This window comes from Pseudomonas sp. P7779 (assembly GCF_013386315.1).
Taxonomy (GTDB): domain Bacteria; phylum Pseudomonadota; class Gammaproteobacteria; order Pseudomonadales; family Pseudomonadaceae; genus Aquipseudomonas.
In genome coordinates, this window is the sequence record NZ_JACARZ010000031.1 from 33,754 (window position 1) to 46,899 (window position 13,146).

At 56.7% G+C, this 13,146-nt stretch carries 7 protein-coding genes; all 7 read right to left on the minus strand.

The window, feature by feature from the left end; translation table 11 throughout:
• Positions 1 to 97: 97 nt before the first annotated feature.
• Positions 98 to 586, minus strand: coding sequence for an Imm6 family immunity protein (locus HX869_RS11005; protein WP_008433671.1), 489 nt, complete (start codon positions 584 to 586; stop codon positions 98 to 100).
• 358 nt (positions 587 to 944) lie between these two features.
• Entirely contained in the window at positions 945 to 1,670 is a 726-nt protein-coding gene (locus tag HX869_RS11010) for a hypothetical protein (RefSeq protein WP_008433670.1), read from the minus strand.
• A gap of 4 nt (positions 1,671 to 1,674) precedes the next feature.
• On the minus strand, positions 1,675 to 1,836 hold the full coding sequence (locus HX869_RS11015) for a hypothetical protein (protein WP_008433669.1): 162 nt from the start codon (positions 1,834 to 1,836) through the stop codon (positions 1,675 to 1,677).
• 136 nt (positions 1,837 to 1,972) lie between these two features.
• The gene (locus HX869_RS11020) at positions 1,973 to 2,209 is read right to left on the minus strand and encodes a methyltransferase domain-containing protein (protein ID WP_256579544.1); all 237 of its coding nucleotides are present in this window, start codon (positions 2,207 to 2,209) and stop codon (positions 1,973 to 1,975) included.
• A 135-nt stretch (positions 2,210 to 2,344) separates the two neighbouring features.
• The gene (locus HX869_RS11025; protein WP_008433668.1) at positions 2,345 to 2,803 is read right to left on the minus strand and encodes an SMI1/KNR4 family protein; all 459 of its coding nucleotides are present in this window, start codon (positions 2,801 to 2,803) and stop codon (positions 2,345 to 2,347) included.
• A 6-nt stretch (positions 2,804 to 2,809) separates the two neighbouring features.
• Positions 2,810 to 11,194, minus strand: coding sequence for a DUF637 domain-containing protein (locus tag HX869_RS11030; protein WP_178903081.1), 8,385 nt, complete (start codon positions 11,192 to 11,194; stop codon positions 2,810 to 2,812).
• Positions 11,195 to 11,225: 31 nt separating this feature from the next.
• Entirely contained in the window at positions 11,226 to 12,947 is a 1,722-nt protein-coding gene (locus HX869_RS11035; protein ID WP_178903082.1) for a ShlB/FhaC/HecB family hemolysin secretion/activation protein, read from the minus strand.
• Between the last annotated feature and the right edge of the window lie 199 nt (positions 12,948 to 13,146).

Sequence of the window (13,146 nt, forward strand, 5' to 3'; positions counted from 1 at the left end):
TAGCTGGAGTTTTTAAATCTAATATTTAAACAAATCCGTCACTTTTACGTCCTAAATAAATCCTTGCCCTTTACGTTAAAGAGCAACTCTGCCAGCATTAAAACGTGGATTGCCCCCTATTTTCCAAAACGTGTGCAGATAGATAAACACTCAACTTATCAGACAAGCCTATCCGTTCAATATAAGCAACAATATATACAGCAGAGCTCTCGTCCGCCTCACATACCGGCTCAGACATTTGCTCTTGTAGCCCTACAATCTTATAGGCCTTATTGGCAAAAAAACCGATCACCAACAATATTAAAATTAAACTATTTTGTTCTACGCTTTCAGATGCAAAATTTCCTTCTGCCAGCGGTCCGCTCTGCATATCATCGGAGTCTAGATAATATGCTAATTCATCAGCACTGAGCCCTCGATCAGACAACCATCGCCAACACTTATCAACTGCCTCCTGACATTTTTTTTGCGTATCACTCGCCGAGTCAAGGTTACGTAGAGCATAATCAAGCAACAGAAGGAAAATTGAGGCTTTCTTTACCCACATCATACTGTCAATGACTTTAAGCGCTTCTTCATTGTCCATTAACTATTCTCCCATCTTTAACTAGGACTGTTAGACGATTTGGCATTGCTGCCCCTCCCTCAGCGGTAACTCTTAGCAGAAGAGTAGGATAGCGCTGACTGAATTGTTTAACCACCCCATTCAGGTCACTATTACCCGTCAAACCTGCACTACACTTATTACAGATACCACTTGCATTTGGTTAAAGGGGACGGATTTATTTAATTAACTCATAAGAAATTTTTAATATTTAAATAAATCCGCCCCCTTTACGCTGTTATATCATCGACCGAGAAATAGGGGGTCAGACCACTATTAATACTTTAATTAGAAAACCGTGGCCTGAACCCTATTTCCCGCGCCCGATTCTCGCTCTAATTCACGCGTTAAACAAAACTTCTCTCAGCAAGTCCTGCCTCTCTGCCTGAGCCCCTACGGCTGCAGTGAAGCACTGATTATAGGCAGCAATCTTCAAAACGCCGCCCAAATCTTCTACTGCAAAGCAGTCGATATCCATTAACTTCTTTTCGTCGACACCCACTAACTGAAGCAAGGATTTGCTTACCCACATGAAAGCGCCAACCGCCTCAATGTAGCCGTTTCTTAAAACCCAACGCCCAGGATTTTTTGATATATCTACGACCTCTTGGGTCAGCGGAAAAGGCAGCCCATTACTTTTCTTGGGCAGATGAGCGTGTTCGACGCGCTCAACTTCAAAGAGCGTAAGACTCTCGGCATTTTGCCATCGATCATACTCGGCGTCGTAAATTCGAGCCTGGACAAAGCCGGGCTCATCGATTAAAGCTTCAATCAAGGTCTGTGCAACTTCAATCGAATTCGCCAGGTGTTTCATATCAAGCCGATAAAACGCTTTATCTGCCACATACGAAAACTCGACAGAACCGTTTGCCAGCTCAATAAAAAAACTCTGACACTTGTTTTTCTCCAAGTAATTCGAAACGTCCGCCAACCCTATTTTCTTGCCGGTAAAGCCATCAATGACGGTATCCTCATTAAAGTTTTTGAGCTGTTGTATTAGCCGCCCCCATACAACTGAAGCGCCATCATGTAGCCTCTCGCTAAAGACAATTTCAATTTCAGCCATATGATTAGCCACCGAACTCTTTAATAATCACAGTAATATTACGTTGCTTTCCATACTCTATAAGCTTGCTCGCGTCAGCCATTCCGCCCGGTTGAACTCGGATGTCCAAAATTTTCGTTGCCGGTACGCCATCCACGGTAATTTTTGAACTTTGCAAGGTGTCCATATGGGTTCTCATGTCATAAGACCACCCTTTACCTCGGGTATCAATCGTTTTCAAACTCACCACATTGGGTCAAAGGGGACGGATTTATTTAATCAACTCATCTGGATTTTTAAATATTTAAATAAATCCGTCCCCTTTACGCACTTGGTATTTTTCCGTAAGGGTTCGCAGCATTTGCGTTGACAAATATCTTTCCACCAGGCTCAACCACGCGAGTAGCTTCCGGAAGAAAATCCATCATTGAGTTAGTACCACCTGCACTCTTGGGAATGAATGGGTTACTAGCAACAATCTCTCCCACCGAACTATCCTTGAAAGGAAGTTTCGTTGCGTCCGCTCGAATACCAGACTGAATATCTGCTCGGACATCCACGTTTATAGCACCAGGAGTTTGAGCATTCTTCCCACCAAATAACTCAACAGTGGGTTTCCCACCAGAACTAGCTAATTCTCCTGTCGCTTTTGCACCGAGCCTTTCTCAACCATTTTTTAAACGCAGAATCGTTATTCAACTGAAAGACATTATTCTTTTTTCTAAGAAATCGATAAAGTTTTTCGCATACAAACTAGAAGTTTGATCAGAAAGTTCAAGCCTATAAACAGGATACTCTCCATCATTAAGACCATCGTCCGTGGCAAAATAAAATGATTCCCCTGCACCCGGCGGTTCGCAGATAAATAGCCTCTCCTTCCCACACAACCCATTTCGACCGTTAACGATTGACATATAAACGATATCCCCCCCCCTTACACTATCAAAATCCATTTCGTAGATACTATAAATCTCCTCCCCAGATATTTCCCCGCCAGAATAACACTTCAGCCACCATTTATAGCTATCAGGCAACTTCAACCCAAGACGAGCTTCAGCTTTATAAATCCACTCATCAGCAATCCCGTCACCATAATCAGCAAACTCAACGTAATCCGACTCTTTAATAAGATTAATTATTCTCGAATAATCCACGCCTAATTACTCCCCGCTCCGAGCCCGCAACTTCCAATAATCCGACTGATAAGAGTTAAACTCTTTAGCCTGCTTTGTCAATGTTTTTGCATTCAAATCCGTAGGAACTGAAACATAGTCAGTCGTAGGGTTTCTGTATTCTGCAGAGTCTTTGTAACGAGTATACCTAAAGCTTTGAGCGGCATTGGATGGGACATGAAGAACACTGCTATTCTGGCTATGGAAAACAGAACCAACTTCTGCAAGTGAACCACGAGTACCAGCGAATCCATTAACTTCAGTTTGCGAGAGATGATGTAACTCAACTGATTTCCCATCATACCCAATTGGTGCTCGACCCGAGGCCATCCTCTCAAGGTTTGAGCCTTCAACAGTTTTACCTCGTACTCTCCAGGTCGATAGGGCCTCTGGGTCAAAGAGGTCGTTACGTTGATAAACAGTCCTATCTAGAACTGTTGTTTTATTCCAAAAAACATCAACTTTAGGCGTCGTACTTGCAACATTACTACCCGCCGTCGTGCCCGTACCAGCAGAACCTAGCCCTTTTGCACCACTGGCAAGCTCTCCAGCTAACTTACCATTAAAGTATTTACTCGCGCCGCCAAACAGAGCCGCCTGAGCTGCGGATTTCGCCGTGCTCCATGCCAGGTCAGACGTTACGCTCGACTCTCCTGGAAAGGTTTCCGGAAAGAAAGAAGCTAGCACTCGGTCGGGCTCATTGGATTTAAAATCCGCCGTAATCCGGCTAGCAGAATCCCATGCCCCCACCATCGAGGTGGTGCCAAGCGCTCCTAAGCCGATGGGTAAGGCACAGGTAACAACGCCAACACATGCGGGTGACGACATCACCATCCCGGTATATGCAGTAGCCCCTCCGACTAGGCCAAGGGCAGTGTCTTTGCTTGCTCCAACGACCTGCACCGCCTTGCCGTGAGCATTGAGCGTATCGTCGCTCCAATCCTGCCAACTACGGCCACCAAACTGGCCGGTCGCCTCAAGTAACGCGATCTCCTCACTAAAAGTGGCGCCGCGATCCTGAAGTGCCTTGAAGTCCTTATAGGTTTCATCGTTGGTCGGGATCGACTCTGCGCAACTAACCAAAGCGCAGGCCGCCGCATTCAAACGATCAGCCTTTTCCGGATGGAACCGTCGCTGTTCATCCAACGCATCGGCTTGAGACTTGTGAAGCTGGTGGTTGTACTGCGTGGCATTTTTCGCCACCCAGCCACCCTTCTCCAATTTGCTAGCATCTGCATCTTTTTGCGTGGCCGCAGCTAAAACACCGACCAGTTGAGAACTCATGGACAACAATGTCTTGTCGCCCTTCACGATGTCGTTAAGCTGTACGACCAGTGCCTCATTGGCGCCGGCTGCCAATGCGCCTGTACGGAAATCTCCACCCGTTGCTTCGGCCAAGAGGCCACCGACCATCGCATGAATCGCGATCTTGGGAATTGAACCGTTTTCGATGTTCCACTTTTTCGTGTAGTCGCCGACGGCATTGAAGCTGGCCGCTGCCAGGGTATTGAATAGCGCAGTTTTCAGCGCCTCACTCCCACTGCCGCCCTGCCCCAATGCTTTACTCAACAGCGTTGAAGTACCGCCTTGCAATGTCTGGTTCGCGGCAAACTGCCCTACACCAGTCCATGTGTTGAGCTGTGGCCCCGTTATTTGCTTAGTCGCCTGATCAGTATGAGTTCCGGTCCAGCCATCAAAATAAGCTGCGGTCAATCCAGCGGTCACACCGGAAATCGTATACCCCTTCAAAGCATCCGAAGAGGTGACATCCTTGAACACCGCCCCTAAGTTGCCACGATTATTAACGACACTAACCGTCGCATTGGTCGCAGCGCCTGCCGCTACGGCTCCCGCACCTGCCGCGACAGCGACGCCTGCTCCAGCACCTGCAGCCGCAGTCATTGCCAACGGCCCGACAAATGCGGCCATCAGAATTGCTATTACAATCTGCGAGCCCGCACCTAAACCGGAGTTACTGTATTTGAAGCTATCGTGGATCTCTTTGACTTGGCGCCAGTCCACGTCACCGCGCTTTTCAGCATCCTTGAGCCAAGCCAGATTCGGATCGGCTTTGACCATGGTATCGATGGTCTGACTAACGGTTTGCTGATCGATCTGCCTGACATCAATCTTCAATCCGTCGACAGCTTTGATAACGACCTGCCCTTGAGCGATCATTTCACTCTGGCGCAGCGTTTCGTCAGTGTTGCCTTTACCTTTGGCGCTGAACCAAGCGAGGTCACCCTTGCTCTTGGTATGGCTCTCGTCATGAAGGTCTTTGACGCCTTCAAAGACGATGGCCCCGCCACTGTTAAGAATGATGTCATTACCACTATCAAGCTTCGCGACCTGGTAACGCTGGTCACCTTCGCTGATCAACGTGAGGTTGCCGCCAGTCTTGATCTCGGTCCCAACGTTCGTGGTGCGGGTTACTTCGTCTCGCTGCTCTTTCTTCGCGCCCCAGCCACCGTTCTCCTTCATGTCATACAACGTATGAGTACTGTTCTGCGCCGCCAGCAAATTCAACTTATCCCCGCTATACAGATAAGCCTCATTCCCCGCACTGATCTTGCTCGCCACCAGCGTGGTGTCGCGCCCGGCCTGGCTCGTAAAGTCCCTGCCCGCCGTCAGCACACTGGCTAACTGCGTGGTCTGCTCATCCGCGGTCTTAATGCGTTTCTTGCCGTCTTTTTCCTTGCCTTCGACGTTGTGCACATCGCTGACAGACGCCACGTTGAAATCGCGCCCGGCCTGAATGTTCAGGTCCTTACCCGCGGTGGCGTTGCTGCCGATGATGTTGACGTCTTGCCCCGCCACCATGCTCAGGTTGCCACCGGCCGTGACCGTGGCCGCTTGGTTTTTCACGTCGGTGGTGATGCTGGATTTGTGCCCGCCGTCGCTGAAGGCGTGGATCTCGCTGGTGTCGCTGACGGCGATCAGGTTGAGGTCGCGCCCGGCTTTCAGGTCGGCATCGCCGCCGGCGGTGAGTGCACCGTGGTTGGTGAGGTCGCGGCCAGCGTCGATGGCCAGGTTTTCGCGGGCGGTGATGGTGCCGGCGCTGCTGTCGGTGAGGGTGCGCATGCCGGCACCCTGGCGCACCTGGATGGCGGTGTTGTCGTTGGTGATGTCGCCCTTCAGGGTGGTGAGGCTGACCTGGGTGCCGCGTATCTCGCCAGCCATGGAATTGCGGATGCTGTCCTGGGCCAGCAGGCTGAGGTTGTTGCCGGCCTCGATCAGGCCGCCGGTGTAGAGGCTGCCGCTGCTGGCCACTGAGAGGTTGTTGCTGGCGCGCAGGGTGCCGACGTTGATCAGGTCGCCGCCGGTCATCAGGTTGAGGTCGCGGCCCTGGATCAGGCTGTTGCCGCGCACGTTGCGGGAGTCGGCCTGGGCCAGGTAGAGCACCGGCACGAGCACGGTCTGGCCGTCGACCACGCGGTTTTCCATCCACACGATGTCGTGGGTCAGGGCGCCGACTTGCTGGTCAGTGAGGGATACGCCGACGCTCAGGCGCAAGGCGTCCTTGCTGGCCAGGGCGTTGTCCATCAGGTAGCGGAACTGGTCGTAGTCGCTGGTCAGGCCACCGGCGAGGAAGCGTTGCCCGGTTTGCGCCAGCACCGCATCGCGGATCAGCCGTGACTCGTATTGCCCGTCACCCAGGCGACGCCAGGCGTTGTCGGGGCTGTAGCCGAGCTTGCCGAGCATGTAGTCGGAGCTGAAGAAGCCCGCCACAGTGGTGAGGTTCGGGTTGGTCTCGATCAGGTAGTGGCTGGTGGGGTCGGCGTTTTTGATGAACAGGCCGTAGTCGCCCTTGGGCAACTGGAAGCCGGGCGCGGTGGTGGGGTCGACCGGGGTGAAGGACTCGCCGGTGTAGTCCACGGGTACGTAGCGGCCGTCGGGCGCGATGCTGGTCACCGGCAATACGCTGCTTGGCGCCTGGGCGGTGGCGTCGTTGACGTGCTTGCTCAGGTTGATGTTGATGCCGCCGACGGGGATGCCGGTCTGGTCGTCACCGAGGGTGCCGGTCAGTTGCTCCAGGGTGTTGGTGTGCAACGTGCCATTTTGCAGGGTGCGCGCAACGTTGAGGTTGACCGCGCCACCGGCCTGTATCGTCGCGGTGTAGCCCGGGCCGCCGTTGTCGGTCCAGGTGGTGACGTTGCTTTGTTCGGAGAAACGCCAGTCGCTCGACCGGGCCTTGAGCACCTCAAAGCGTGCTTCATCGAAATTACCCGCTGCCACTGCTGCGTTGAAGGCGGGCACGTCGATGTATTCCATCCGGTCCCACTCATCGGTGTCGATGCGCTGCGGGGTGCCGATGACGATGGTGTTCTGCCCGGTGCGAGTCGCGGCGCCCTGGTTGAGCAGGTCGTTGGCGGTGATGCTCAGGTTGCCATTCGCCGCCAGCAGGCTATAGCGGTTCTGGACGTTGTCGCCCTGGATCAGCAGGTCTTTGCCCGCCACCAGGCGCGCAGATGCCGAGTCCTTGATCGCGGATTCAAGGTAGGTCTGGTTGATGGTGATTTGACCGCGCTTGAACGAGTCGTGCCCGCCGCAGTGCTGGCCGCACTGCCAATTGAGGCTGCCGGTGGTGATGGTCTGGCCCAACTCGAATTCAGCCTTGGCGTTTTCCACATTCCGCGCACTGATGCCGATATTGCCTTCGCTTTCAACCGTACCGGAAAGGTTGCTGAAGCCCGCCGCCATGCCGCCATCGAGCGCCGCGAAACTCAGGTTGCCCTTGCTGTAGACGTCGCCGTACAGGTTGCTGAAGCTGTTCCCGCGCAGGGTCAGATCACCGCCGCTGAACAGCAGCGTGTCCGCGCTATTGCTGATGCCATTGCTGGCGCTGAGGTTGACGTTGCCTTGTGAACCGAGGGTGCCGCGGTTGTTGATGTGTGCGGCGGCAATGTCAAGTTGCTGGCGTGCGGTGAGGTAGCCGAGGTTATCCAGCGTACCGCCCAGGGTGATGCGGGTGGTGGTGCCGCCGGCCAAACGCCCGCCGTTCTGGCTGAGGTTGTTGGCGACCACGCTCAGTTTTTGCTGGGCCGAAAGGTGGCCACTGTTGGTCATGTCGCCGGTCAGGTTGACAGTCAGGTCACCGTCGCTGAGCAACTCGCCCGCGTTATCCAGGCTGGCGACATCCAGGGTCAGACCCTTGGCGCTGGCCAGGCGGTCGCCGGCCTTGAGGCTCAGGCCCTGGGTGCTGGTGTAGTGCAAGGCTTCATTGAGTTGCACACGGCCGAGGCCATCGACCCGGCCGAACGACCAGTCGGCGGTGCCCAGGCCATTGATGCTGCCCTGGCTGCCGCTGAGGCTGCTGGTATTGAGGCTGAACACGCCGGTGCCAGCGTGCTGCAGTTGCCCGGCCTGGTTATTCAGATGCCCGGCGCTGAGGCTGAAGGCCTGGCTGCCGAATTCAAGAATGCCGTTCTGGTTATTCAGTTGGTCGGTGACCGTCAGCGTGCTGCTGGCGCCTTCCATCGCCCGCAGTTGGCCGCCCGCGCTGTTGTCGAGGTTGCCGCCATTGAAGGTCAGGCCCTGGTTGGACTCAATCAGGCCGCCTTGGTTGGTCAGTTGGGTACGCGAGGTCAGGCTGAGCTGATTGCCGCTGATCTGGCCGTTGGCGCTGTTGTCCAGAGTGGCGCCGGAGACGGTGACGTGCTCCTTGCCGAACAGTTTGCCGCCCCGGTTGGTCAAGGCCTCGACCGTCAGTTGCAGGTCGCTCTTCAAGGCGGTCAACGCGCCGGCCTTGGTACCGTCTTGGCTGTTGTCGACGCTGTCGGCTGTCACCGTCAAGCTGTCGCCTTGCACGGTGCCGCCCTGGTTGTTCAAGGTGCCCAGCGTCAGGTCGACCGCCGCACCACCGCTGAGGATCATGCCCTGGCGATTGCTCAGGTCCTGGCCGCGGTAGCTCACGCCCTGATTGCCGGCCAGGAGTTGGCCCTGGTCGTTGTCGAGGGTTTGCGCCGCGATATCCAGGCGCTTGCCCCGCAAGGTGCCGCCCTGGTTGTTGAGGGTGGTCAAGGCCTTGACCAGCACACTGCGCTCGGCGGCGTCGATCACACCGTTGGTGTTGGTCAGCAGGTTGCTGATGTTGAGGGTGATGTCGCCGTCATTGCTGACCAGCGCGCCCTTGCTGCTGTTGTCGAGGTCTTGCGCGGTGACAGTGAGGGCCTTGCCCAGCAGGATCCCGGCGCTGTTGCCCAGGCGGTTGCCGGTCAGCAGCAGGTCACCCTCACTTTGAATACGGCCCTGGGTGTTGAGCAATTGGTCGCCCAGCACCACGCTCACACCCGGCACACCACCGGCCAGCAACCCGGCACTGCGGTTGTCGAGGCTGCCGGCGCGCACGTCCAGTTGGTCACCGACGATACGCCCGGCGCGGTTGTCGATCTGCCCGCTTCGCGCATCCAGCAGCAACTGCTTGCCGATGATGGCGCCGCCCTGGTTATCCAGGCTCGCGGCGTGCAGTTCGATGTCGCCCTGGGCGGCCTGCAAGTGACCTTTGGCGTTGTTCAGCTGTTGGGCGACGGTCAAGGTCAACTTGCCGGCATCCGCGCTGAGTACACCTGCGTCGTTGTTGCTGAGGCTGCCGACGGTAGCGGTGAGTTGCCCACCCACCAGCTTGCCGTCCTGGTTGGCGACGTCACCGGCGCGCAGGTTCAAGTCAGTGCCAGCCTGGGCATGACCCTGGCTGTTGTTGAAGGTGTTGGTGACGGTGAGGTTGAGCGCGCCTTTCTCGGCACTGATCAAGCCCTTGGAACTGTTGTCGAGGCGGGCGGCGTTGACCGTCACGGCGTCGGCAACCAGGAAACCGTTCTGGTTGTTGATCGTGTCCGCTGTCACACCGAGGTTGCCCGCGACAATCTGCCCGCCGGTGTTATTCAGCGTGCCGCTGTTGAGCGTCAAGCTGCCGCCCGCGACCTGGATATGGCCCTGGCGGTTATCCAGCGAATCGGTTTGCAGCGTTGCCGCCTGATCGGCACCGAAGCGAATCAGCCCGCCGAGGTTGACGATGGCCGGCGCGTTGATCGCCAGCGCTTGCTCGCCATACACCCGCGCGGTGGCGCCCTGGTTGGTCAGTCTGGCACTGTTCAGCGTGACGGTTTTACCCTGGATCACTGCGCCCTGGTTGTTCAGTTCCCGGGTGGCCGTGGCGCTCAGCGAGCGGCTGGCCAGGACGTTGCCGCTGGTGTTCAGGGTTTGCGTATTCACCACCACATCGCCGGTGGCATTGCGGCTGTTATCGGCCTGCACGCCTGCTTCGATGATGCCCGGGTTGGTGACGGTGGTGGCTTTGAGTTCGATGCGTTGGCCAGCGGCCAGGCTCTTTTGGTTGACCAGTTCTTCAGCACTGCTCACCTGCACATTGCCGGCGGCGTAGACCTTGTCGGTCAGGTTCACGTTCTGCGCGGTGACCTTGAGGTTACCGGTGGTCGCCGTCTGCGCCATGCTCAGGCGCCCGTTGGCATCCAGCTGGATGTCGCCGCCACTGGCGGCCAGCGTACCGTCGAGCTTCACACCCACGCCGGCTTCGGTGCCCACCAGTTTGATCGCACCGGCGTACATACCGCCCAGCGCCGAGGAGTCGATGGCCAGCTCGGGCTTGGCACTGCCGTCATCGGCGCGCGCGGTGGCTTTCAGGCTTTTGGCATCGACGTCGTTACGCCCGGCAATGACGGTCAATTCTCGTGCATTGATCTGCGCATTGATCTTGGCCGAACGGGTGATGATCTCGAAGCGGTCGACGTTACTGGCGTTCAGGCCCTGGCCGTCGATGGTCACGGCACCGCCGTCAACCTGATAACGCTGCAACTGGCCGCTGGCGTCGAGCACCGGTTTGCCGGTGGTGAGGGTCACGTTGGGGGTGTTGATAAAGCCGCAACCGCTGCACGTGACGCCGTACGGGTTGGCGACGATGACCTTGGCCGACTGGCCCGCCACTTCGGTGTAGCCGCGCAGTTGGCTGGGGCTGCCGCCGTTGACTTCGTTGAGGATGACGCTGGCCGCGCCGCCCTTGAGGTTGGGGTTGCCGACGATGTAGCCACCCAGCTGGGTGTTCGTCATGGGGCCGTTGGCGTTGTTGAGGATCACGCCGTTGGGGCCGACGTTGTAGTCCTTGAATTGGTTATGGGACAAGCCACTGCCATTGGGGGTGGCGATGTTTACCACCGGTACGCCATTGCCGGCCTGGCCGACGGTGGTGCCCGGCGCACTGACCACAATGCCTCCGGCCTGGGCCAGCAGCGGCTGCCAGAACAGCGCGTTGGCCAGGATCAGCACCAACCCGCGCTTGGGCAGGCCGAAGAACGAGTCTCGCGGTTTCAGCGCAGCAGAAGGTTGGCGGGCCAGGAAGGCAAAGTGGCGAACATCCATTGTCATATTCTCGATGTAACGGGGCGTTGAATTACAGGAAGAAATCCATGCGGAAGTAGATCGGCGCTTCGCGCTCGCTCATCACTGCCGGGCGTTCCAGGGAATGGGCAAAGGTCACGCTGGTGCTGACGTATTTGCCACGGGCGAACAACTCCAACGAGTTGCTCGAGACCCGGCCATGCACTTCACCGTTATAGCGGTCGTTGCTGATCACACCCTGGTCGTAGCCGACGCTGGCGCCGTATTCGGCAAAGGCCGGGCGCATCCAGTCCCAGGTCACCGGGCGCGCCCAGCGCACGTCGTTGCGCCAGTAGCCGCCGCTGTCGCCGGTGAGCTGCTGGTCTTTGAAACCGCGCACCGAGGCCGAGCCGCCGAGGCTCATGCGCTGGGGGCTGAACAGAATGTCTTCACTGCGTTGGCCGGTGGCCAGGCTGGAGAAACTGAACGACTCACCCCATAGCGTGAATGGCTGCAAGTAGCTGACGGTGGCGGTGTATTTGCGGTAGCGCGCGTTGGGCAGGCGATTGCCGTACTGATCGCGCTCGTTTTCAGCTTGGGCATCGAAGGCGCCGATACCGTTCTGCATGCCCAGGTCGAGGTTGACGAAGGCATTGCCGATGCGGCGGCCGTGGTTGATGCCCAGTTGCAGTTCACTGAGGCGGTTGCTGCTGGGCTCGGTGCGCACGTCGAGGATGTAGTTGTTGGTGCGCAGGTGCGACAGGCCGACGTTCACCGAGGTCTTGCTCACGTCGTCACGATGGATCACCCGCTCGGCGCGCAGTTGGTGGTTTTCGTTGTCGCCGTTCTGCTTGAATTTAAAGTCGTTGGTTACGCCAAAGGTGCGGTAATCACTCTCGCTGTAGGTGTAGCTGAAGTTCCACCAGCCCCACGGCATGTTGTAATACAGCATGCTGTTTTTCGAGGTTTTCTGATGGTCGCTGACGGCATCGTGGCCGCCGCGCAACACAAGCTGGTCGGCCAGGCCCAGCGGGCTGTCCCACTCAAGGCCGGCGCCCCACTGCTGTTCGCCGGTACTTTTCTGCCCGTCGTTATTGCGCGACAGGCTGGCGCGCCAGGGCTTCTGCGGGACGTTCCTGACCTGCACTTCACTGCCGCCCACTTGGCTGCCGGGGGTCAGTTCCATTTGCGCCTGCTTGGACGGCAAGCGATTCAACTGGTCCACCAACTGCTCGATTTCCCGCAGGTTGAGCTGCTCGCCGACCTTGCCGGGGAAGGCCATGGCCAGCTCGCGCGGGGACAGGTTGCTGCCGTCGGCGCCCTTCAAGCCTTCGAGCTTGCCTTCCACCACCAACACCTGGAGGTGGCCGGTGGAAAGGTCCTGCTGCGGCAAGTAAGCACGGCTGGTAACCATGCCTTTGTCGATGTAGTAGTCGGTGATCGACTTGAGCACTTGGTTGAGCTGGGAGACGCCCAGGCACTGGCCGATATACGGCTTGAGCAGGCGCTCGCGGTCCGGTGCAGGCAGGCTGTCGGCACCCTTGAGTTCGATGTCTTTGATCGGGAAGCAACGGGTGTCGGCCGGGGTGGCAGGCGCTTGGGGCTTGGCTTCTTTGCCGGGCAGTTCCTTGAGGTCTTCAAGGCGCCGGCGCTGTTCTTCCAGCAGACGGTTTTGCCGGTCGCGGATCAGGTCCTGGTCGCCAGGCGTAGGCGCCGCCACCGCACTATTGAGTGCGAAGCAAGTCAGCAGGCAAACGCCCAGCAGCAGCCGAGTCCGTGGCAATAATAAAGACATGTTCGATCCGTCGAAAAAGCGGGGGCCGGCAAACTAACATCGAACTTCCGGTGGGCCAAGATTCTGGCTTAGTGGGAAGCTATGTTTAACAGGCATATAAGTTGCTGATTATTAACAATAAATAAATCATGCAACGTTTAATTGCTTGCAATTGGAATTTTTATTCCGACAAGCGGTAACAGTTTTGATACACCTCCAA